This is a genomic window from Halobacterium zhouii, assembly GCF_021249405.1.
Lineage (GTDB): Archaea > Halobacteriota > Halobacteria > Halobacteriales > Halobacteriaceae > Halobacterium > Halobacterium zhouii.
On record NZ_CP089593.1, the window covers coordinates 2,157,776 to 2,178,656 of the forward strand.

Annotated in this window: 21 protein-coding genes; 12 read left to right on the forward strand and 9 right to left on the reverse strand. The window is 66.9% G+C overall.

All coding sequences use genetic code 11. The features are described 5' to 3' along the window. Positions 1 to 158: 158 nt before the first annotated feature. On the reverse strand, positions 159 to 797 hold the full coding sequence (locus LT970_RS11350) for a methyltransferase domain-containing protein (RefSeq protein ID WP_232686587.1): 639 nt from the start codon (positions 795 to 797) through the stop codon (positions 159 to 161). A gap of 129 nt (positions 798 to 926) precedes the next feature. On the opposite strand from LT970_RS11350, the gene ahaH reads away from it, so the two are divergent. The 8 genes from ahaH to LT970_RS11390 are packed head-to-tail and all read left to right on the forward strand — an operon-like array spanning position 927 to position 8,867. Continuing rightward, positions 927 to 1,259: an ATP synthase archaeal subunit H gene (ahaH, locus tag LT970_RS11355; RefSeq protein ID WP_232686588.1), complete on the forward strand. Its 333-nt coding sequence runs from the start codon at positions 927 to 929 to the stop codon at positions 1,257 to 1,259. After that, complete coding sequence (locus tag LT970_RS11360) at positions 1,246 to 3,435, forward strand: V-type ATP synthase subunit I (RefSeq protein ID WP_232686589.1); 2,190 nt, start codon at positions 1,246 to 1,248, stop codon at positions 3,433 to 3,435. Before ahaH ends, LT970_RS11360 begins: the two co-directional genes overlap by 14 nt. Positions 3,436 to 3,440: 5 nt before the next feature. Next, complete coding sequence (locus LT970_RS11365; protein ID WP_232686590.1) at positions 3,441 to 3,704, forward strand: F0F1 ATP synthase subunit C; 264 nt, start codon at positions 3,441 to 3,443, stop codon at positions 3,702 to 3,704. A 22-nt stretch (positions 3,705 to 3,726) separates the two neighbouring features. Then, complete coding sequence (locus tag LT970_RS11370) at positions 3,727 to 4,314, forward strand: V-type ATP synthase subunit E (RefSeq protein ID WP_232686591.1); 588 nt, start codon at positions 3,727 to 3,729, stop codon at positions 4,312 to 4,314. Further along, the gene (locus LT970_RS11375; protein ID WP_232686592.1) at positions 4,311 to 5,369 is read left to right on the forward strand and encodes a V-type ATP synthase subunit C; all 1,059 of its coding nucleotides are present in this window, start codon (positions 4,311 to 4,313) and stop codon (positions 5,367 to 5,369) included. Before LT970_RS11370 ends, LT970_RS11375 begins: the two co-directional genes overlap by 4 nt. Next, entirely contained in the window at positions 5,366 to 5,701 is a 336-nt protein-coding gene (locus LT970_RS11380) for a V-type ATP synthase subunit F (RefSeq protein WP_232686593.1), read from the forward strand. Before LT970_RS11375 ends, LT970_RS11380 begins: the two co-directional genes overlap by 4 nt. Further along, positions 5,698 to 7,449, forward strand: a complete 1,752-nt coding sequence (locus LT970_RS11385; protein WP_232686594.1) for an ATP synthase subunit A — start codon at positions 5,698 to 5,700, stop codon at positions 7,447 to 7,449. Before LT970_RS11380 ends, LT970_RS11385 begins: the two co-directional genes overlap by 4 nt. After that, the gene (locus LT970_RS11390; RefSeq protein WP_232686595.1) at positions 7,449 to 8,867 is read left to right on the forward strand and encodes a V-type ATP synthase subunit B; all 1,419 of its coding nucleotides are present in this window, start codon (positions 7,449 to 7,451) and stop codon (positions 8,865 to 8,867) included. The genes LT970_RS11385 and LT970_RS11390 overlap by 1 nt, the downstream gene beginning before the upstream one ends. A 125-nt stretch (positions 8,868 to 8,992) precedes the next feature. Here LT970_RS11390 and LT970_RS11395 read toward each other — a convergent pair whose 3' ends face one another. The 4 genes from LT970_RS11395 to LT970_RS11410 all read right to left on the reverse strand — a co-directional run bounded on the left by LT970_RS11395 (position 8,993) and on the right by LT970_RS11410 (position 11,957). Beyond that, positions 8,993 to 9,583 (reverse strand): DUF7411 family protein, encoded by a 591-nt coding sequence (locus LT970_RS11395; RefSeq protein WP_232686596.1) that lies wholly within the window; start codon positions 9,581 to 9,583, stop codon positions 8,993 to 8,995. A gap of 3 nt (positions 9,584 to 9,586) precedes the next feature. Continuing rightward, complete coding sequence (locus LT970_RS11400; protein ID WP_232686597.1) at positions 9,587 to 9,943, reverse strand: DNA-binding protein; 357 nt, start codon at positions 9,941 to 9,943, stop codon at positions 9,587 to 9,589. A gap of 501 nt (positions 9,944 to 10,444) precedes the next feature. Beyond that, entirely contained in the window at positions 10,445 to 10,900 is a 456-nt protein-coding gene (locus LT970_RS11405; protein WP_232686598.1) for a 30S ribosomal protein S19e, read from the reverse strand. A 37-nt stretch (positions 10,901 to 10,937) separates the two neighbouring features. Beyond that, positions 10,938 to 11,957 carry a lysylphosphatidylglycerol synthase transmembrane domain-containing protein gene (locus tag LT970_RS11410; RefSeq protein ID WP_232686599.1) on the reverse strand — a complete coding sequence of 340 codons (1,020 nt, stop codon included), beginning with the start codon at positions 11,955 to 11,957 and terminating at the stop codon, positions 10,938 to 10,940. Between the two features lie 214 nt (positions 11,958 to 12,171). Here LT970_RS11410 and thiL point away from each other — a divergent pair, with 214 nt between their 5' ends. Then, the gene (thiL, locus tag LT970_RS11415) at positions 12,172 to 13,032 is read left to right on the forward strand and encodes a thiamine-phosphate kinase (protein WP_232686600.1); all 861 of its coding nucleotides are present in this window, start codon (positions 12,172 to 12,174) and stop codon (positions 13,030 to 13,032) included. 78 nt (positions 13,033 to 13,110) lie between these two features. Here the strand turns inward: thiL and LT970_RS11420 are convergent, their stop codons facing one another. The 4 genes from LT970_RS11420 to LT970_RS11435 form a co-directional block, all read right to left on the reverse strand. Next, positions 13,111 to 14,220: a site-2 protease family protein gene (locus LT970_RS11420; protein ID WP_232686601.1), complete on the reverse strand. Its 1,110-nt coding sequence runs from the start codon at positions 14,218 to 14,220 to the stop codon at positions 13,111 to 13,113. A 300-nt stretch (positions 14,221 to 14,520) separates the two neighbouring features. After that, entirely contained in the window at positions 14,521 to 14,772 is a 252-nt protein-coding gene (locus tag LT970_RS11425; RefSeq protein WP_232686602.1) for a DUF7123 family protein, read from the reverse strand. A gap of 233 nt (positions 14,773 to 15,005) precedes the next feature. After that, on the reverse strand, positions 15,006 to 15,770 hold the full coding sequence (locus tag LT970_RS11430) for a molybdopterin synthase (RefSeq protein WP_232686603.1): 765 nt from the start codon (positions 15,768 to 15,770) through the stop codon (positions 15,006 to 15,008). A gap of 40 nt (positions 15,771 to 15,810) precedes the next feature. Next, positions 15,811 to 16,068 (reverse strand): hypothetical protein, encoded by a 258-nt coding sequence (locus LT970_RS11435; RefSeq protein ID WP_232686604.1) that lies wholly within the window; start codon positions 16,066 to 16,068, stop codon positions 15,811 to 15,813. A 118-nt stretch (positions 16,069 to 16,186) separates the two neighbouring features. Here LT970_RS11435 and pyrH point away from each other — a divergent pair, with 118 nt between their 5' ends. From pyrH to LT970_RS11450, 3 genes are all read left to right on the forward strand, one after another. Further along, complete coding sequence (pyrH, locus tag LT970_RS11440) at positions 16,187 to 16,906, forward strand: UMP kinase (RefSeq protein WP_232686605.1); 720 nt, start codon at positions 16,187 to 16,189, stop codon at positions 16,904 to 16,906. Further along, positions 16,907 to 18,553, forward strand: coding sequence for a lysine--tRNA ligase (gene lysS, locus LT970_RS11445; RefSeq protein ID WP_232686606.1), 1,647 nt, complete (start codon positions 16,907 to 16,909; stop codon positions 18,551 to 18,553). 360 nt (positions 18,554 to 18,913) lie between these two features. Continuing rightward, entirely contained in the window at positions 18,914 to 20,731 is a 1,818-nt protein-coding gene (locus tag LT970_RS11450; RefSeq protein ID WP_232686607.1) for a site-2 protease family protein, read from the forward strand. The last annotated feature ends 150 nt before the right edge of the window (positions 20,732 to 20,881 follow it).

The window sequence follows — 20,881 nt, forward strand, 5'->3', positions numbered from 1 at the left end:
TCCTCAGGCGCACGGCTCACGGCTCACTGCATTCGCCGTTCTCTCAGTCTGCTCCCTCACTCCTCAGGCGCACGGCTCGCGGTTCCCTCCGGTCACCGCTCGCTCAGTCTGCGCCTTCGCTACGCTCAGGCGCACGGCTCACGGCATTCGCCGTTCTCTCAGTCTGCTCCCTCACTTCGTTCGGGAGCACGGGCAACTGTGACGATGGCCTTCGGACTCCCGGGCTTAGCCTGCATGACGCGGTGCTCGACGTCCACGAACCCCGCCTCCTCGAACATCCGGTCGGCCTCCTCCTCGTCGTAGAACAGCATGATCGCGTCCGCGAGCTTCTGCAGCAGCGTCGAGTTCGGGTAGTCCGGGCCGACGACGAGCGCCGTGGCGCCCGGCTCCAGGACCCGGCGGATCTCGCGCAGGCCGACCACCGGGTTGGGCCAGTACTCGATGGACCCCGACGACCACACCGCGTCGAAACTCCCGTCGCGGAACGGGAGGCGTTCGGCGTCCCCGAGGTGGAACGCGACCGGGTCGTGCTTCCCGAGTTTCGCCCACGCCTGCTCGAGTTGGTGGGTGCTCTGGTCGAGCGCGTACACGTCGTCGGTGTGCTCGAGCAGTCCCTCCGTCCCGAAGCCCGTTCCACACCCGACGTCGAGCACGCGGTCGTCGCGGCCCACGTCGAGCATCTCGAGGGCCTCGTCGCGCATCTCCGCGTTCCACACGAACGGGTTCACGCGGTCGTACACCTTCGAGAGGTACTTGTAGAAGGTGCGCGCTCGCGCCTTGTTCTCGAGGACTCCCATCGGCGCGGGGTTTCTACCGGACCCGCATAATCCCTTGCTTTGTGGCGCGTCGGCGGCGTCGGTAGCGGGAGCGACGCCTTTCGCAACTACCAAATAGGCTCTGTTCCAAGATTTTCCCGGTAAGAGCGCATGGCAAGGCCAGAGGTTCTCGAACGGATACAATCGGCAGAATCGGACGCCGACGACATCGTGGCCGAGGCCGAGGAGGACCGCGAACAGCGGCTGTCCGAGGCCCGGACGCGAGCCGATGAGATCCGTCAGGAGGCGGACGAGGAAGCGACTGAACTGAAAGAACAACGACTCGAGGACGCCCGCGAGGACATCGAGGCCGAGCGCGAGCGCGTCCTCGAGGAAGGCGAAACAGAGCGCGAGGAACTCGAAGCGCAGGCCGCCGACAACGAGGCGGAAGCGGTCGAGTTCGCGCTCGAACGGTTCACGGAGGCGGTACATGCTCAGACCTGAGAAGATGAGCAAGGTCTCGGTGACGGGCTCCCGGCGCGTGCTGGGGGACGTCATCGAGGCGATTCACGAACTCGACCTCGTTCACCTCTCGGACTACGACGGCTCCATCGAGGGGTTCGAGAACGGCGACCCGCTCGAGGGCGCCGACGACGCCTCGGACAAGCTCGTCACGGTACGGTCACTCAAATCGATGCTCGGCGTCACCGACGACGACGCCGGCCCGACGCGCATCGTCACCGAGGACGCCCTCGAGACCGAACTCGAGGAGATCCGCGTCGAAGTCAACGAGCTCGACGACCGACGGAACGAACTCGAGGACGAACTGCGCGCGACCGAGGAGCGGATCGACGCGGTCGAGCCGTTCGCCGACCTGGGCATCGACCTCGACTTGCTCTCGGGCTACGATAACCTGCAGGTCGCGGTCGGGCAGGCCGACCCCGAGGACGTCCGAGACGAACTCGCACAGTCCGAGTCCATCGAGTTCTTCGAAGTGTTCGCGGGCGACGACACCGTCGCCGCGTTCGCGCGTCCCCGAGACGACGACGAGGACGCACTCGACGACGCGCTCGTCGGCGTGGACTTCGCTCGGCTCGAGGTTCCGGACGCGGAGACGAGTCCGGAAGCGTACGTCGAGGAACTCGAACACGAGCGCCAGAAGCTCGAGTCGAAACTCGGCGGCATCGAGAACGAACTCGAGGATCTCCGACTGGAGCACGCGGGCTTCCTGCTCGCCGCCGAGGAGAAACTCGCGATCGACGTGCAGAAGACCGAGATTCCCCTCCAGTTCGCGACGACCGAACACGCGTTCGTCGCCGAGGGCTGGCTCCCCAGTGGGGAGTACAGCGCGTTCGTCGAGAGCGTGCAGAGCGCGGTCGGCGAGCACGCCGCGGTCGAGGAGCTCGAACAGGCGGCCTACGAGCCGGCCGGTCACGGCCACCACGCGCCCTCGGACGACGAGGCCGCGGAGGCCGCGGAAGACGACGGCGAAGGTCCGGCGGTCAGCGAGGCCGCGGCCGACGACGACACGGAGGCCCCGAAGGCCGAGACGGACGGCGGGACGAACGCCGAGTTCGACAGCGACGACAGCCCGCCCGTCATCCAGAACAACCCCGGGCCGGCGAAGCCCTTCGAGGCGCTGACCCAGGTCATCAACCGACCGAAGTACACGGAGATCGACCCGACTATCATTCTGTTCCTGACGTTCCCGCTGTTCTACGGGTTCATGATCGGGGACCTCGGGTACGGCATCCTGTACACCGCGCTCGGCTACTGGGTGTACTCGAGCTTCGAGAGCGAGACGCTCCGGTCCATCGGCGCGGTCGCCGTTTGGGCGGGCGTCTCGACCGCCATCTTCGGCGTGCTGTACGGCGAAGTGTTCGGTCTCCATCTCGTCACGGAGTACCTGTGGCAGGGCGTCGTCGGTCTCGAGCACGCGCCCATCAAGAAGGGGCTTCACTCCACTGAGTTCGCGAACCTGTGGCTGACACTCAGCCTCGTCGCGGGCGCACTCCACCTCGCGGTGGGGTACGTCTTCGGCATCATAAACGAGAGCCGCGCCCACGGCATCACGACCGCCATCACGGAGTCGGGCGCGAAGCTCATGCTGATGGCCGGCGTCACCGTCTGGCTGTTCAGCACGCACATCCAGAGCGGGGGCGGACCACGCCCGCCGTTCCTCTACGAAGTTGCGCAGTTCTCCCCCACGGTGGGGATGGCCGCCCTCGTCGTGGCGCTCGTCGGCCTCGTGCTCCTCACCATCGGTGAGGGTGCGGTCGGGTTCGTCGAGAGCCCGACGTACGCGCTCGTCCACACGGTGTCGTACACGCGGATCGCGGCAGTTCTGCTGGCGAAGGCCGGCATGGCGTACGTCGTGAATCTGCTCGTGTTCGGCGCGTACCACCACCACGGCGCGACGCACTTCGCGCTCGGAGGCCACTTCCCGCAGGCCGCGGAAGTGCTGTTCCCCGGCCTGCTCTGGCAGGGCCCAGTGGGTGTCATCGGCGGCATCCTCGTCCTGCTCCTCGGGCACGCGCTGGTGTTGGCACTCGGTGTCACATCGGCCGGCTTACAGGCTCTACGCCTCGAATACGTGGAATTCTTTAACAAGTTTTATGAAGGCGGTGGCGAGAAGTACAACCCGTTCGGCTACAAGCGAAACTACACCACTGAGGACTAAATAACATGCTCGACACACTCGTTCAACTCGGTACGATTCTCCAGGAAGGCGCACAGGCAACAACTGCACCGGCGATCCCCAAGGAGGCCGCAGCGGCGCTCGCCGTCGGCCTCGCAGCACTCGGTTCGGGGTACGCGGAACGCGGTATCGGTAGCGCGGCGGTCGGCGCCATCGCCGAGGACCAGGACCTCTTCGGTACGGGCCTCATTCTGACGGTCCTCCCGGAGACGCTCGTCATCCTCGCGCTGGTCGTCGTGTTCGTCATCTAAACAGCCGCTTTTCCCCCATTCCATGAGTCTGGAAACAGTAGTTGAGGACGTTCGAGACGAAGCCCGCGAGCGCGCGAAGGAAATTCGCGCGGACGCCGAGGAGCGAGCGGACGACCTCCTCGAGGAGGCCGAGGCCGACGCCGAGCAGACGCTCGAGCAAGCGGAGGCCGACGCCGAACGCGAAATCGCACAGGAGCGCGAGCAGAAGCTCTCCAGTGCGAAACTCGAAGCCAAACAGATGCGCCTCGAAGCCCGCCGCGACGCCCTGCAGCGCGTCCGCGAGCAGGTCGAGGAACGCATCGCCGAACTCGACGGCGACGAGCGCGAGGAGCTCACCCGCGAACTCCTCGACGCCGCCGCGGCCGAGTTCGAGGACGGCAGCGACGTTCGCGTCTACGCTCGCGCCTCCGACGAAGGCCTCGTCTCCGACATCCTCGACGACTACGACGGCTACGAGTACGCCGGCGAGCACGACTGTCTCGGCGGCGTCGTTGTCGAGAGCGAGACGTCACGCGTCCGAGTGAACAACACGTTCGACTCGGTTCTCGCGAGCGTCTGGGAGAACAATCTGAAGGAGATCAGCGCCCGACTGTTCGACGAGGAGCAATGAGCGCGTCCGGCACGGCAAACTACGAGTACGTGGTCGCCCGCGTTCGACACCGCCGAGCCACCCTTTTCAGCGACGACGAGTACCGCAAACTGCTCCGCATGGGGCCGGGCGAGATCGCCCGCTTCATGGAGGAGACGGAGTACGAGGACGCGGTGAACGCGCTCGGCTCCCGGTACAGTGGCGTCGACCTCATCGAGTACGCGCTGAACCTGAACCTCGCGAACAACTTCGAGGACCTCCTGCGGTGGAGCAACGGCCGCCTGTACGAACAGGTCGTCCGCTACCTCCGGAAGTTCGACGTGTGGAACGCCAAGACCGTGATCCGCGGGAAGTACTCGGGCGCAACCGAGGACGAAATCCGCGAGGACCTCATCGGCGCTGGCGAGTTCGACGAGCAACTGCTCGACCGCCTCGTCGTGGCAGAGGGCATCGAGGACGTCGTCGAGACCCTCGAGGGCACGATGTTCGGGCCGTCGCTCGTCGACGCCTTCGAGACGTACGAGCAGACGGGCGCGCTCGTCCCGCTCGAGAACGCACTCGACCGCGCGTACTACGAGAACCTCGTGCCACAGACCGCTCCCGGCGCCGCTGCGGACAGCCCGGAAGCGCTGTACGCCGAGTTCTTGAACGCGGAGATCGACTTCCGTAACGTGCGCAACGCGCTGCGACTCGCGCGCTCCGGCGCGGACGTCGACCCTGCGGAGTACTTCATCGAGGGCGGGACGCTGTTCTCGGCCTCGGAGCTCGGGCAGCTCGTCGACAACCGCGACGAACTCGTCTCTCGCATCCGGGAGAGCCAGTACGGCAGCGAGCTGACCGACGCGCTCGACGACCTCGAGGCCGCGGACAGCCTCATCGGGTTCGAGCACGCGCTCGACCGGGCGCTCCTGGAGTACTCGGACCACCTCTCGCACGTCTTCCCGCTGTCCGTCTGTCCGGTGCTCGCGTACGTGCTCGCGAAAGAACGGGAAGTCGACAACATCCGTGCCATCGCTCGCGGCCGCGAGGCCGGCCTGAGTGAGGACGAGATCGAGGAGGAACTCGTCATCCTATGAGCCAGGAGATTGCAGTCATCGGCAGTCCCGAGTTCACGACCGGGTTCCGCCTGGCGGGCGTCCGCGCGTTCGAGAACGTCCCCCAGGACGCCAAGGACGAGGAACTCGACGACGCCGTCGAGGCTGTCCTCGAGAACGAGAACGTCGGCATCGCGGTGATGCACGACGACGACCTCGAGTTCCTCTCCCGGAACGTCCGGAACGAGGTAGAGACCAGCGTGGAACCGACGTTCGTAACCATCGGCGGCGGCGCCGCCGGCGGGAGCGGACTGCGCGACCAGATCAAGCGAGCCATCGGTATCGACCTGATGGCGGAGGACGAAGGAGAATGAGCCAAGCAGAAACAATCATCGACACAGGCGAAATCGAGAGCGTGAGCGGTCCCGTCGTGACCGCCACGGACCTCGACGCCCAGATGAACGACGTCGTCTACGTCGGCGACGAAGGGCTGATGGGCGAGGTCATCGAAATCGAAGGACCGATCACGACCATTCAGGTGTACGAGGAGACGTCGGGCATCAGCCCGGGCGGCCCCGTCGAGAACACGGGCGAGCCGCTGACCGTCGACCTCGGCCCCGGCATGCTGGACTCCATCTACGACGGCGTCCAGCGCCCCCTCGACGTGCTCGAGGACGAGATGGGGTCGTTCCTGGACCGCGGCGTCGACGCGCCCGGCATCGACCTGGAGAAGGAGTGGGCGTTCGAACCCACCGTCTCCGAGGGCGACGAAGTGGAGGCCGGCGACGTGCTCGGCACGGTCGAGGAGACAATCAGCATCGAACACAAGGTCCTCGTCCCGCCGCGCAGCGACGGCGGCGAAATCACCGACGTCGAGTCGGGTTCGTTCACGGTCGAGGACCCCGTCGTCACCCTGGACACCGGCGAGGAGATCTCGATGCATCAGGAGTGGCCGGTCCGCCGTGCGCGACCGACCGCGGACAAGCACACGCCGAAGACACCGCTGGTGACCGGCCAGCGCATCCAGGACGGCCTGTTCCCGCTCGCGAAAGGCGGGACGGCCGCGATTCCGGGGCCCTTCGGCTCCGGGAAGACCGTCACCCAGCAGCAGCTGGCGAAGTGGTCTGACGCGGACATCGTCGTCTACATCGGCTGCGGTGAGCGCGGCAACGAGATGACGGAAGTCATCGAGGACTTCCCGGAGCTCGAAGACCCGCAGACGGGCAACCCGCTGATGGCCCGCACCTGCCTCATCGCGAACACGTCGAACATGCCGGTCGCGGCCCGCGAGTCCTGCATCTACACGGGCATCACCATCGCGGAGTACTACCGCGACATGGGCTACGACGTGGCGCTGATGGCCGACTCCACCTCGCGGTGGGCCGAGGCGATGCGCGAGATCTCCTCCCGACTCGAGGAGATGCCGGGCGAGGAGGGGTACCCCGCGTACCTCGCCGCCCGCCTCGCGCAGTTCTACGAGCGCGCGGGCCTCTACACCACCCTGAACGACGACGAGGGGTCGGTGTCCGTGGTCGGCGCGGTCAGCCCGCCCGGCGGCGACTTCTCCGAGCCGGTCACCCAGAACACGCTGCGCATCGTGAAGACGTTCTGGGCGCTCGACGCGGACCTCGCGGAGCGCCGTCACTTCCCCGCCATCAACTGGAGCGAGTCCTACAGCCTCTACAAGGACCAGCTCGACGACTGGTGGCGCGAGAACGTCGCCGAGGACTTCCCGGAGGTCCGGCAGTGGGCCGTCGACGTCCTCGACGAGGAGGCCGAACTCGAGGAGATCGTCCAGCTCGTCGGGAAGGACGCGCTCCCCGACGACCAGCAGCTTACGCTCGAAATCGCGCGCTACCTGCGCGAGGCGTGGCTCCAGCAGAACGCCCTGCACGACGTCGACACCAACTGTCCGCCGGCGAAGACGTACACGATGCTGACGGCGATCAAGACGTTCAACGACGAGGCCTTCGAGGCGCTCGAGGCCGGCGTCCCGGTGACCGAGATCCAGAACATCGACGCCGCGCCGCAGCTCAACCGCATGGGCGTACAGGACGAGTGGGAGTCCTACATCGAGGACCTCAAGGAAGACATCACTGACGAACTACGGAGCCTCTACTGATGAAAGAGTACCAGACAATCACCGAGATCAGCGGCCCGCTGGTGTACGTCGACATCGACGAACCGATCGGGTACGACGAGATCGTCGAGATCGAGACGCCGGACGGCGAGGTGAAGCGCGGCCAGGTGCTCGAGTCCAGCGACGACTTCGTCGCCATCCAGGTCTTCGAGGGCACCGAAGGTATCGGCCAGGACGCCTCCGTGCGATTCCTCGGAGAGACCCTGAAGATGCCCGTGACCGAGGACCTCCTCGGTCGCGTGCTGGACGGGTCGGGCAACCCCATCGACGACGGTCCCGACATCGTCCCCGAGGAGCGCCGCGACATCATCGGCGCGGCGATCAACCCGCACGCGCGGGAGTACCCCGAGGAGTTCATCCAGACGGGCGTCTCCTCCATCGACGGGATGAACACGCTCGTGCGCGGACAGAAACTCCCGATCTTCTCCGCGTCGGGCCTGCCGCACAACGAACTCGCGCTCCAGATCGCGCGGCAGGCGACGGTGCCCGAGGAAGCGAGCGAGGAGGTCGACGAGGACGACGACGAGGAGAGCAGCGAGTTCGCCGTCGTCTTCGGCGCGATGGGTATCACCGCCGAGGAGGCCAACGAGTTCATGGAGGACTTCGAGCGCACCGGCGCACTCGAGCGCTCGGTCGTCTTCATGAACCTCGCGGACGACCCCGCCGTCGAGCGGACGGTCACGCCGCGACTCGCGCTCACGACCGCCGAATACCTCGCGTTCGACAAGGGCTACCACGTCCTCGTCATCCTCACGGACATGACGAACTACTGTGAGGCACTGCGCGAGATCGGCGCGGCCCGCGAAGAGGTGCCGGGACGCCGGGGCTACCCCGGGTACATGTACACCGACCTCGCCGAACTCTACGAGCGCGCCGGCCGCATCGAGGGCGTCGAGGGGTCTGTCACCCAGATTCCCATCCTCACGATGCCGGGCGACGACGACACCCACCCGATTCCGGACCTCACGGGGTACATCACCGAGGGCCAGATCATGATGGATCGGGACCTCAACAGCCAGGGCGTCCAGCCACCGACGGACGTGCTGCCGAGTCTCTCCCGCCTGATGGACGACGGCATCGGTGAGGGGCTCACCCGGGAGGACCACGGCGACGTCTCCGACCAGTTGTACGCGGCGTACGCGGAGGGCGAGGACCTCCGCGACCTCGTGAACATCGTCGGTCGCGAGGCGCTCAGCGAGCGCGACAACAAGTACCTCGACTTCGCAGACGCCTTCGAGAGCGAGTTCGTCGACCAGGGCTTCGACACCGACCGTTCCATCGACGACACCCTCGAGGCCGGCTGGGACCTCCTCTCGATGCTGCCCAAGGAGGAACTCAACCGCGTCGACGAGGAACTCATCGAGGAGAACTACCGCGAGAGCGTCGAAGCCGAGGCGTAACGCCGCTCTTCGAGTTCTGTTTTCTTCGCTTCGTTCGAGAACGCACTTGGACAGCCACTGCGCGGTAGACGCGTGACGGCTGACTGAGCGTTCAGCGCGGAACCCCCGAGAGAAGAATCGACTGGCTACCGGAGGCCGTGGACGTACGTCTGGTCGTGGTCGGGGAACACGTCACGGATGGCGTCCTCGCCGTCCTCGTCGGCGAGCACTGCGCGGAGTTCCGCCTCGTAGTCCGAGCGCGGGATCTCCTCGCTCGGCCCGACCTCGACGTCGAGTTCGGCGTTCACGAGTCGGTCGACGGCGCCCCGGCCGAATCCGGAGAGCGGGGAGAGGTAGTCGACGTCGTGGCGGTCCTCGAGGCTCTGGGCCTGCGCGCGCGAGACGGTGGGGACGCGGTCGTCGCGGCGCGTGCCGTCGGCGACGGCGTCGACGTCCAGGGCCGCGACGGCCTCCAGCGCGTGCTCGTGGACGTGCTGGATGCCGTTCCGGGGGTAGCCGTCCGTGCGCATCTTCTCGACGGCGTCGTCCGCGACGTCCGGGTCGAGTTCGAGCGCGCGGAAGTCGAAGCCGGCGGCGTCGGCGGCGTCCCGGGCGTGCTGCCAGGCGTCGGTGACGCCGAAGTGCGCGGTGACGAGCGTGACGTCGTAGAACCGCTCGAGAACGAGCGCGGCGAGCGTAGAGTCCTTTCCGCCGCTGTAGAGTAACGCGAGGTCCATCGACTACCGGCGCTGGATGTCGAAGCTCTGGGAGTCGGGCTTCAACTCGCGCAGGATGGACTTCATCTGTTCTTCGTCGATCTGGTCCTGGAGGCGGCCGGACTGGGCGAGCGCGAGCACCTGCTGTTCGACCTTCTCCGCGAACTCGGGCTTGCTCATGCGGATGGTGTTGAGGCGCTTTCGCGCGCCGTCGCTGAGGTGCTGGCGGAGCATCGCCTGCTTTTGCTGTTCGGCCTGCTCCTGCTGGGCCTGCCGCGCGGCCTGGCCGTCCTCGCCGCCACCGCCCTGTTGCTGTTTCATCTCCTCCATCTTCTGCTTGCGCAGCTCCTCGATTCGCTCGTCGTCTGGGTTCTCGCTCATGTTGCTCGAAGGTTGTCGTCGAATCCGGTTAATTGTAACGCCCCGGGACGAGCGTGGCGCTACGGGCTGGCACCGAATGGAGAGACTGTGGCGCGTCAGTAGAGGTATTTGCGCACCACAGAGCCCGTTCGTGGAGCGATAGAAGATGCGTGGATTCCTGGGGCTTACAGGCGACGCCGCGATGACAGGCCGGTTCGTCGCGCTCCCGCCTCGACCGGGCCTGCACGATTCGTCAACTCACGCCCCGGGTTGGTCCCGCCCTCCTATTTGAATCTGTGTAGCCGGTAGCAATCGGCAGTCGAACCAGCCGGTAGTAGCATTCGCGGACCGAGTGGCTTGCAAAGCCCGAGGCCCGCGATTCACTGAGCGCGAGCGGAGCGAGCGCTCAGGCCGACGACTGAACGGCGCGCTCGCAGAGCGCAGAGTGAAGGAGGAGTGCTTTTTTCCCCAAGTTTTTGCAAGCGAACGGCCGAAGGCCGTGAGCGCAGGAAAAAGTGGGAGTTAGGCGTACCGCTCGAGTTCGGGGCGGTCGAGATTCTCGATGACGGTGTTGGCAGTGTTGTCGAGGAGGCTGCGACCGTCGCTGGTGACGATGCGGCCTTCGCTGCCCTGCTGCATGACGAGGTCTTCGTCCTCGAGTTGCTGGAGGATGGTGCGGACGACGTTCCGGGAGCCGGTTTCACTGGAGGGCGGGGAGACGACGTAGCGCGTGGAGCCGTCCTTGGTGTCGCCGTAGGCGCTGGCGAGTCGTTTCACGCCGACGGGGCCGTCTATGGCCACCTTGCGGAGAATGCTGGCGGCGCGGCGCGCCCAGAAGTCGTCCTGTTTCGGGGGGAGTTCGCGGCCGACGCCGGTCTTCGCGAACTGCGCCCAGTCGGGTTCCTCGAGTCGGTCCTCGAGCTCCGCGGCGAGCTCGTCGATGAACTCGTCAGCAGGAGCGTCGTAGAGGGTTGCCATTGGCGAGATTTCTCGTCGGATTCGTTTAAAGCCATCGTTAGGAGGCCGTGCGGCTCTCGAGGGCGACGACGGAGAGGCCGCCGAGGGCGGTGGGGAGCCAGTAGGTTGCCGCGCGGAAGACGATGGCGGCAGCCCCGGCAGTGGCCGTGGAGACGCCGGTCGTGGGGACGAGGATGAGGATGATGGCGGCTTCCACGCCGCCGGTGCCGCCGGGGAGTGGGGTGATGCTGGCGATGGTTGCGACGGGGACGACGACGAACGCGATGGCGAACGGGACGGAGTGACCGAGCCCACGGATAGAGAGCCAGAGCGCGACGCACATCACGAACCAGCCGGCGGCGGAGAACGCGGCGGCGACGAGAATCCGGCGGCGGTCGCTGGCGACGCGGCCGATGGCGCGGAAGAACCCGTCGACGTGCGTGCGTATCTGGTCGCGGTCGGGGGCGGTAAAGCCCGGGATGACGCGACTGACGGCGCCGAACAGCGGGGTGAGAACGCCGACAAGCCCCGAGCGAACTCGCTCGCGGAACCGCCAGCCGAGGTAGACGGCGAGGGGGAGCGCCAACGCAAGTGCGACGACGACGAGGGCGATGTCCCTGACGCGGTCGAGGACGGTGTACTGGAGTGCGTAGTACGCGAGGCCGAGGAGCGCGAACGCGAGCGACGGGACGAGGTTGATGGAGTCGACGCTGGCGATGGCGGCGAGGCCGCTCTCGTACTCGGCGTCGGTCGCACGGGAGATGATGTAGCCGCTGAACGGTTCGCCGCCGGCCTGGCCGAACGGCGTGATGTTGTTGGCGAACGCCGCGCTGGCGTACAACAAGATCGCCGTGGTCCGCGAGACCGGGATGCCGAGTGCGGCGAGAACGGCGCGCAGCGACAGCCCCCACGCGACGAGCCAGCCGACTCCGAGGGCGGCGAGGGTGGCGGCGGTGGTGGCGTCGAGGAGTGCCAGCGCGTTCGCAACGTCCTCGATGCCGACGAGGAACACGAGCAGCGCGAGCACGAGCAGCGAGCCGACGAATCCGACGGCGACCTTCGTCTCGTCGACGTCCATGCTGTCCGGGTGGAGACGGGGCGCCAGTGTAAACCCACCGGGATGACTCGAAGCAGGCGTCGGCAGGGGGGTCGGAGCCAGGGCGTTGGTCGGTCGTGGCGGGGCCAGAGCATTGGTCGGTCGTGTCGGGCCCGGGGCCCGTGGGGTGCGCCGGCAACAGGGAGTCTGCGAGCGCATCCCGGGCGTTTTAGGCGGTGGCCGCGAACGTCGGTGCATGGACGAACAGGCGGCGCTGGACATCGTGTCCGGGTTCGTGGACGCAGCGGGCGACGACGCGGCAGTGGTCGACGGCACGGCGTTCACCATCGACATGCTCCACGAGACGACGGACTTCCCGCCGGGGACGACCCGCTACACGGCGGGGTGGCGCGCGGTCGGCGCGAGCCTCTCGGACGTGGCGGCGATGGGCGGCGACGCGTCGGCGGCGGTCGCGGTGTACGGCGCACCCGAGTTTGCGGACGACGAGTTGGCGGCGTTTCTGGACGGTGCGAGCGACGTCTGTGAGGGCGTCGGCGCGGAGTACGTCGGTGGTGACCTGGACGGACACGACGAGTTCACGGTCGCGTCGGCGGCCATCGGTGACGTGGAGCGGCCCGTCGGCCGGGGCGGCGCGTCGTCCGGCGAGAAAGTCGCGGTGACGGGGACGCTCGGCCGGAGCGCCACGGCGGTCGCGCTGTTCGATGCGGGCGAGACGGAGCGCGCGAACGACCTGTTCTGCTTCGAGCCGCGCGTCGCCGCGGGGCGCGCGCTGGCCGAGCACGCGACCGCGATGATGGATTCGAGTGACGGCCTCGCGCGCTCGCTCCACCAGTTGGCCGCGGCCAGCGACTGCGGGTTCGCCGTCGAGGGCGACCGCGTGCCGGTCGACGAGAGCGTGCGCGAGGTGACAGCGGACCCGCTCGACACTGCCGTGACGTTCGGGGAGGACTTCGAACTCGTCGTGACCCTGCCTGCGGACAGCGTGACGGCCGCGCGTGCGGCGTCACCGACGCCGTTGTCTGTCGTCGGCGAGGTCACCGACTCCGGCGTGACACTCGACGGTGAACCGCTCGCGGACCGCGGGTGGACGCACTAGTCCGACCGGACGGCGAGAATCAGAACGACGAGATTCCGGCGGTGTCGCCGAGGCGCCCGGTCGACGCCAGCCGGGTCATCACACGATTCTGATGGGGATGGGCATGAAGCAGAGCGCGCCGAGCGCGAACGTGAGCAGTCCGAGTGCGACGCGCTTCCGGTCGAGAGGTTCCTCGTCGATAGGGCGGGCCGACCCCATGTACGAGACGATCGTCGTGAGGAACCCCCACATGATCCAGATACCGGCGGCGTTGCCGGCGTCGCCGACCACCCAGAGGTAGCCGCCGAGCGAGAACAGGGCTGCGGGGACGAGCGGAGCGAGGCGCTCTGCGCCCTCGCCGAGGATCGAGCGGAGGATGTGGCCGCCGTCGAGTTGGCCGACGGGGATGAGGTTGAGGAACGTGATGAACATCCCGACCCACCCACCCATCACGACCGGATTGACGGACAGCGACGGGTCACTGTAGGAGAGTGGTTGACCGACGACGGCGGCGACAGCGCGAAGCAGCAGTGGGTACGCGAATTTTACCTGCACTGCGCTGCTCGAGGAGACGACGTCGGGCGGCACGTGCACCGGCGGCAAGAGTAGGCCGACAGCGGTGACGACGACGGCGGCGACGAGGCCTGCGAGCGGTCCCGCGGCACCGATGTCGAACAGCGCGTCGCGGTCGGGCATCTGGCCGCGCATTCGGATGACGGCGCCCATCGTGCCGAACAGCGACGGGAAGGGGATGAAGTACGGGAGGCTGGCGTCCACGTCGTGGTACTTGCTCATCGCGTAGTGGCCGAACTCGTGGGTGCCGAGCACGCCGAGTACGGCGACGGTGAACGGGAGCGCGCGGAGCACGTCGAGCGAGAGTGGGTCCTGGACGTAGTACCAGGCAGTTCCGACGAACAGCGTGGAGAGGACGGTGGCGACGAACAGCGCGACGTTCTTCCAGGGGACGCCGTCGCGTCCGGTCTCGTGGGGTTCGGCGACGAGCACGAGTTCTCCGGTGCGACGCGCGACCCTGACCTCGTAGCCGTGGTCGCGGAACGTCGGCCAGACCGTCTCGACGAGGGTCTGGTGGTCCGTCGTCGGATCGCCGTAGTAGAGCACGTCGTCGCCGTCCTTGCGGACCTCGTACACCTGGAAGACGGAGTCGATGGCCGCGGGCTCCGGTGCACCATCGGGCGACTGAACCGACATCACAGTTGTGTAACGCGGCCAGCCGTTTAAATACTTAGACGAGACGAGGACGGCGAGGCGACAGCGAAGCGGAGCGGGGTGACAGAGAAGCGAAGAGAGTGGTGGGAAAGGAGGCGGAAGTAAAGAAGCAACAGAGTAGTGGAATTCGGGACCTCAGAGCGGCGAGATGAGGGTGTAGAGCGTGTGATATTCCCGGAAATCGAGTGGATTCGGGGGAAAACGGTTCCAGCAGGAACCCGAGCGGCCCGGGCCACAGACTCAACCGGGCTATCCAGGGGCGAAGACGGGCTAGATACGAGTTCAGGCTGGCTGGACCCGCCAGGTGGTCGCGCTCGTGTACGACCACTTCTCGATCTCGAGGTCCGTGGCGGACTTCGAGAGTTTCACCATGAGCGCGCCGATCTCCTTGGGCGAGAGGTCGACCTCGTCGGCGATGAACTTGCTCTTGAAGTACAGTTCGCCGTCCTCGGCCTTCTCGCGGAGGAACGTCTTCAGGCGGCTTTCCTTGTCCTGCGATTCGGTAGCGGTGGAGGACTGCTGGGTTGCGCTCATCTGTCTGGCCTCGCTCCACCCTACCGGCGCCGGGGGGTTATAAAGCGGTGAACGTTAGGATTACTTCGGGCAATTTCACCCTAGGCTCACGTTTCTTGGACGTTTCAATACCGTTCGAAATTCGTTTAGACATTTTATAAAGCCTGCAAATCGTTCCGTTCGGATTACTAGTTGTAGAATTATCGTCAGACGTGTAGACGACGGCTAATCGTTCGAACCGCCGTTTCGGCGGGCTACGAACGGTCGTGAACCCAAAATTCGTCCTCGATGGTGACTTCCTTCTTGAACAGCGGCACCTCGTCTTTCAGGCGGTCGATGCCGTCCTCGACGGTACGAAACGCCTCGCGGCGGTGGCCCGCGAGCACGGCGACGAAGACGATGTCCTCGCCCGCCTCGACCCGGCCGACGCGGTGGTGCAGGCGCACCTCAAGCACGCCGTCGCGCGCCTCGAGTTCCTCGCGAATGGTCGCCATGCGGTCGTCCGCGACGCCGTCGTACTTCTCGAACGTGAGCGCCTCTGTGCGCTCGTCGTCTTCCTCGTCTCGTTCGCGGACGCGGCCGGTGAACGTGGCGATAGCGCCCGCGTACTCCGCCATCGAGGAGCGTTTCAGGTCCGCGACGAGCGACTGGAGCGTCGCGAACCGCTCGACGCTGTCTGCGAGTTCGACCGCTGCGTCGAGATTCGGGTCGGCTGGTTCCACGCGAAGCGCGGGAGAGTCGACGTCCGCGTCGCCGACCGCAATCTGGGGGACGCGCGCCTCCGGCCGGTCGACGAGGAGCGCGTAGTCGTGGTCGCGCGCGAGTTCGTCGAGCACGTCGTCGACCGAGCGCCCGCCGCCGACGCCGGTCCACCCGTCGCCGACGACGTACGCGGTCCAGTCCGGCGCGTCCGTCTCCCCGGGCCGAACGACGCCGACGCGGCCGCGGTCTGCGAGGCGGTCGGCAAGAGCGTCCGCGAACGCGTCCGCCTCGGGGCCGACAATACCGAGCAGTTGCATGCCTGAAACTGGGGCGTCTCGGGGCTTGTAGGTGTCGGCGCTACGCCCGAACGCGACGCCAGACGCGCTGGCCCACCGCGAGGAGCGCGAACGCAACGACGACCGTGAGTGACGCCACTGGCTCCGAAGGCAGGACGAGGAGTGACGCGACCGAGTAGACCGTCCACAGGGCGGCGAGTCCGACGACGACAGCGCGGGCCGGCGGCAGGTCGCCGAACTGGTAGTTCCAGCCCGCGACGAACACCGCGAGCAAAACGAAGGATGGGACGAGGACGAGCGGAGAGACGAGTGCAACCATACGGGCCGCTCGGAGACCGCGTGGATAGTGGTTCTGTCACCTCGCAGCGGAAACGCGTCCGCCTACACCACGGGAGTTGACAACCCTTAAGGCTGCAACCGAGCTACTCCGCTGTAGTATGCGAGTCGTGATTTCTATCGGCGGCAGTGTTCTCGCGCCCGACCTCGCCCACGAGCGAGTGGAGGACCACGCGGCCGCCATCGAGCGCCTGTCCGACGCCGGCTGTGAGATTGGGGCCGTCGTCGGCGGGGGCGGTGTCGCACGCGAATACATCCACACCGCCCGGTCGCTCGGCGCGAACGAGATTGAACTGGACGACATCGGCATCGACGTCACGCGCCTCAACGCGCGCCTGCTCATCGCGGCCCTCGACGGTCGCGCCGCGCCGAGTCCCGCCAAAAGCTACGAGGAGGCGGGCGAGGCGATGCGCCGCGACGACGTCGCGGTGATGGGCGGCGTCGTCGCCGGACAGACGACGGACGCAGTGAGCGCAGCGCTCGCAGAGTACACGGACGCCGACCTTCTCCTCTACGCGACGAGCGTGCCGGGCGTGTTCAGCGCGGACCCGAACGAGAACCCGGACGCCGAGCACTACGAGCAGATGACCGCGAGCGAACTCGTGGACGTCATCGCGGACATCGAGATGGCCGCCGGCAGCTCCGCGCCCGTGGACCTGCTCGCGGCGAAACTCATCGAGCGCTCGGGCGTGCGCTCTATCGTCCTCGACGGCACGGACCCCGAACGCATCGTGGACGCCGTGCTGTATGGCGAGCACGACGGCACGGACATCATCCCGGACGGTACCGACGACGAGATGACGTACTGGGTCCAGGAATAGATGCACCCCGACGACGACCCCTACTTCCTCGGCGACGCGGACGGCCACGCATTCTGGGCGGACACCGTCGCCGACCGCATTCTCGAACGCGACCCCGAGGAGCCAATCGTCGTGAAGGGCGGCATCTCGCCCTCGGGCGTTCCCCACCTGGGGAACATGAACGAGATTCTGCGGGGCTACTTCGTCGCCGAGGTGCTCCGGGAGCGCGGGTACGACGTCCGGCAGCTATTCACCTCGGACGACCGCGACCCGCTCCGGAAACTCCCCCGGAAACTCGCAGACCTCGACGGCAACATCGTCGACCTGGGCGACGTGAACGCGGGCGCGCTCGGGAAGAACCTCGGCGCGCCGTACACCGACATCCCCGACCCCTTCGGCTGCTGTGACTCCTACGGCGACCACTTCTCGAACCTCATCGAGGAGTCCGCGCGCCTGCTCGGCGTCAACGTCGAGATGGTGTCGAACACCGACCTGTACGAGGACGGCGACTTCGAGGACGTCACGCGGTTCCTTCTGGCGAACCGCGAACGAGGGCGCGAGGTGCTGAGCGAGTACCAGGACAAGGTGGACGCCGACTACGTCCCGTTCAACCCCATCTGCGAGCAGTGCGGGAAGGTTACCGAGACGGTCACTGCGGTCGACGCCGAGGCCGGCACCGTCGACTACGAGTGCACGGACATGGAGGCCGGCGACCAGACCATCGAGGGCTGTGGGCACGAGGGAACGGCGACGCTACGCGACGGCAAACTTCCGTGGCGCTTCGAGTGGCCGGCGCAGTGGCAAGTCCTCGGCGTCGACTTCGAACCGTTCGGCAAGGACCACGCGGAGGGGTCGTGGCCCTCGGGGTCGGACGTCGCGCGGAACGTCCTCGGAAACGTTCCGCCGGTCCCGATGGTGTACGAGTGGTTCACGCTCAACGGCGAAGCCTTCAGTTCGTCGTCGGGCCACGTCGTTCTCGTGCAGGACGTCCTGCGCATGCTCGAACCAGAGGTTGTCCGATACTTCTTCAGCAAGGACCCGAAGAAGGCGCGGGACTTCTCCATCGAGCGCCTCGACCAGTTGGTCGACGAGTTCGACCGCTTCGAAGCCACCTACTTCGGGGAGGTCGACGTCACCGAGGACGAACGCGAACTCGCCGAGCGCGCCTACCCGCTCGTCGTCGACGACCCACGGGAGGAGCGCATCCGCATCCCGTTCACGTTCGCGGCGGTGCTCGGCATGACCGACGACCCCGACCTCCGCGAGCAAATCGCTCGCAAGGAGGGGCACATCCCCGACGACGCCCCCGACTGGGCCGTCGAGCAGGCACTGGCGCGCGTCGAACTCGCCCGCGAGTGGGCGCGCCGCACGGACAACGAGTTCAACTACGACCTGAAGCGCACCGAGCTGCCCGCCCACGACTTCGACCCTGCGACCGAGGACGCCCTCGACGCGCTCGCCGACTTCATCGAGCGCGAATCCCCGGACGGTGACGAACTCCAGGGAGAGATCTACGAGAGCGCCAAGCGCGCGGACCTCGACGTCGGCGAGTTCTTCTCGGCGGGCTACCGCCTCTTCTTCGACGAGGACCAGGGCCCGCAACTTGGCCCATTCCTCGCGAAACTCGACCGTGACTTCGTGATTGCCCGGCTACGGCGAGAACGATAACCCGCTGTTTCTGCCATCGACACCGGCCACCACCGGAAGGACTGAAAGGGGCCGTGGGCGGCGCGTAGCGCCGCCGAACTCGCGGACGGTGTAACCATCCGCACTGCTCGCGGGCGAAGCCCGTGTTCGCTCGACAGCAGGGCTCCCGCGAGTGAACGGAGTGAGCGAATGGGATGCTGTCCTCAGAACGTGGAGCGTTCTGATGGATTGCACGAGAGCTTCGCTCTCGTGAATGTCGAGCAGACGCGAGCGCGCCGGGGCTTTCTAAATGCAGTCGGTGAAGTAGAAACCACCAGAAGCGCATCCACCTCCTAGCAACCCCAACGGCTTTTGCCGGACGAGCACTGATATCCGGTACTGATGGATATCTGGATGGTGTTGCTGGTCGCGCTTGGTGTCTACTGGGCGGGCGTGGCGTTCGCCCGCGCTCGCGGCTGGCTGCCGTCGTTTGTCTCTACGACCGGGCCGGTGTTGACCCTCCACACGAAGCGCGGGAAGGCGCTGTTGAACTGGCTGGCGACGCCGAAGCGCGCGTGGCGTGCGTGGGGGAACTTCGGGCTGGGCGTCGCGCTCGTGGTGCTCGTCGGCACGGTGTTCGTGCTCCTGATGAGCGCGACGTTGACCCTCGCGAACCCGCCGGAACCTTCGGCTGTCACGCAGCCGCGGAACGCGCTCGTGATCCCTGGCGTGAACGACTTCCTGCCGCTGTCGGTCGCGCCCGAAATCGTCGCCGGCCTGTTCGTCGGGATGGTCGTCCACGAGTTCGGGCACGGCATCATGTCCCGCGTAGAGGACATCGAGGTGGCGTCGATGGGCGCGGTGTTCCTCGCGGTGTTGCCGATCGGGGCGTTCGTCGAACCCGACGAGGAGAGCCAGGAGAACGCCGACCGCGGGTCGAAGGCGCGGATGTTCGCGGCGGGCGTGACGAACAACTTCCTCGTCGTCGTGCTCGCGTTCGGCCTGCTGTTCGGGCCGGTCGCGGGCGCGCTCGCGGTCGCCGACGGCGGCCTCGTCGGCGACGTGTACAGTGATTCGGCGGCCGCCCAGGCGGGCATCGAGGGTGGCGACCGCGTCGTCGCCGTCGGCGGCGAGCAGGTCGCGAACAACACCGAGTTCCGGAACGCGCTCCGCGCCGCGGACGAGCGCGCCGTGTCGGTAACGCTCGCCGGCGGCGAGCAGATGACGGTGGACCGCCACCTGCTCGTGACGGGCGTCGCCGCGAACTCCCCGCTCGCCGCGCTCGCGCCCGAGAACGACGACGGGGCCGTGCGACTGGCGACAGTGAACGGCACCCCTGTGTACACGCAATCGGGCCTCCAAAACGCAGTGGAGAACCGGACGACAGCGACGTTCACGACGCAGAACGGCACGACCGTAACCGCGCCCGCTGGCGCGTTCGTCACCGTCATTCCGGGCGCTCCGGCAGCAGCAAGCGGTCTGCCGGCGGGCGGTAACGCCATCGTCGTCTCGTTCGGCGGTGAGCGCGTGGCCAGCGGCGACGCCTTCCGGGACGCCCTGGACGAGTACGACCCCGGCGCCACCGTGGAGTTCGTGGCGTACGTGAACGGGACGCGGGACACCTACGAGATGACGCTCGGCGAGCAGGACGACGGGTCGAGTTACTTCGGCGGTCTCATCGCGGACGGCGTCTCCGGCGTCGAAGCCACCGGGTTCGGCGCGCAACTCTACCCCGCCGACCGGTTCCTCTCGCTCGTCTCCGGTGACGTCAGCGGGTCGGCGTACCTCGCCGCGCTGTTCGGCACGGGCGCCGGAGTGCTCGTCGGCTTCCTGCAGGGCGTCTTCGGCGCGCTCTACCTGCCGTTCATCGCGATCGTGGACCCGACGCTAGCGTTCAACTTCGCTGGCATCGCCGGCACGAACGCCGGGTTCTACGCCGTCGAGGGACCGCTGTCCGTGCTCCCCTCGAGCGTCGTGTTCGTGGTCGCGAATCTGCTGTTGTGGACGGGGTGGATCAATCTCAACCTCGGGTTCTTCAACTGCATCCCGGCGTTCCCGCTGGACGGCGGCCACCTCCTCCGGACGTGCGCGGAAGCCGTCACGTCACGACTGCCGTTCGGCGACCGACAGGCCGTGACGCGAGCCATCACGACGAGCGTCGGACTGTTGATGCTGACGAGTCTCGTCGTGATGCTGTTCGGCCCGCAACTGCTCAACTGAGGCTGTGAAGCACATCAGATACGAGTATCTGCAATCAACCCAGCCGGCAACTGTTCAGCAGGGTACACAGCCGATAGCGATTACAGCCCACATGGCCGGCACCCTGGCGGATTGAAAGGGCGAGACGGTCTCGCGCTTGCGTGGTCGCTC

Bases quoted from the DNA above. Each gene is read 5' to 3' on its own strand.
- LT970_RS11365 (WP_232686590.1), top strand. From the start codon at position 3,441: ATGCTCGACACACTCGTTCAACTCGGTACGATTCTCCAGGAAGGCGCA.
- pyrH (WP_232686605.1), top strand. From the start codon at position 16,187: ATGCGAGTCGTGATTTCTATCGGCGGCAGTGTTCTCGCGCCCGACCTC.
- thiL (WP_232686600.1), top strand. From the start codon at position 12,172: ATGGACGAACAGGCGGCGCTGGACATCGTGTCCGGGTTCGTGGACGCA.
- LT970_RS11425 (WP_232686602.1), bottom strand. From the start codon at position 14,772: ATGAGCGCAACCCAGCAGTCCTCCACCGCTACCGAATCGCAGGACAAG.
- LT970_RS11385 (WP_232686594.1), top strand. From the start codon at position 5,698: ATGAGCCAAGCAGAAACAATCATCGACACAGGCGAAATCGAGAGCGTG.
- LT970_RS11370 (WP_232686591.1), top strand. From the start codon at position 3,727: ATGAGTCTGGAAACAGTAGTTGAGGACGTTCGAGACGAAGCCCGCGAG.
- LT970_RS11375 (WP_232686592.1), top strand. From the start codon at position 4,311: ATGAGCGCGTCCGGCACGGCAAACTACGAGTACGTGGTCGCCCGCGTT.
- LT970_RS11435 (WP_232686604.1), bottom strand. From the start codon at position 16,068: ATGGTTGCACTCGTCTCTCCGCTCGTCCTCGTCCCATCCTTCGTTTTG.
- LT970_RS11405 (WP_232686598.1), bottom strand. From the start codon at position 10,900: ATGGCAACCCTCTACGACGCTCCTGCTGACGAGTTCATCGACGAGCTC.
- LT970_RS11380 (WP_232686593.1), top strand. From the start codon at position 5,366: ATGAGCCAGGAGATTGCAGTCATCGGCAGTCCCGAGTTCACGACCGGG.
- LT970_RS11390 (WP_232686595.1), top strand. From the start codon at position 7,449: ATGAAAGAGTACCAGACAATCACCGAGATCAGCGGCCCGCTGGTGTAC.
- ahaH (WP_232686588.1), top strand. From the start codon at position 927: ATGGCAAGGCCAGAGGTTCTCGAACGGATACAATCGGCAGAATCGGAC.
- LT970_RS11410 (WP_232686599.1), bottom strand. From the start codon at position 11,957: ATGGACGTCGACGAGACGAAGGTCGCCGTCGGATTCGTCGGCTCGCTG.
- LT970_RS11350 (WP_232686587.1), bottom strand. From the start codon at position 797: ATGGGAGTCCTCGAGAACAAGGCGCGAGCGCGCACCTTCTACAAGTAC.
- LT970_RS11395 (WP_232686596.1), bottom strand. From the start codon at position 9,583: ATGGACCTCGCGTTACTCTACAGCGGCGGAAAGGACTCTACGCTCGCC.
- LT970_RS11450 (WP_232686607.1), top strand. From the start codon at position 18,914: ATGGATATCTGGATGGTGTTGCTGGTCGCGCTTGGTGTCTACTGGGCG.
- lysS (WP_232686606.1), top strand. From the start codon at position 16,907: ATGCACCCCGACGACGACCCCTACTTCCTCGGCGACGCGGACGGCCAC.
- LT970_RS11430 (WP_232686603.1), bottom strand. From the start codon at position 15,770: ATGCAACTGCTCGGTATTGTCGGCCCCGAGGCGGACGCGTTCGCGGAC.
- LT970_RS11420 (WP_232686601.1), bottom strand. From the start codon at position 14,220: ATGTCGGTTCAGTCGCCCGATGGTGCACCGGAGCCCGCGGCCATCGAC.
- LT970_RS11360 (WP_232686589.1), top strand. From the start codon at position 1,246: ATGCTCAGACCTGAGAAGATGAGCAAGGTCTCGGTGACGGGCTCCCGG.
- LT970_RS11400 (WP_232686597.1), bottom strand. From the start codon at position 9,943: ATGAGCGAGAACCCAGACGACGAGCGAATCGAGGAGCTGCGCAAGCAG.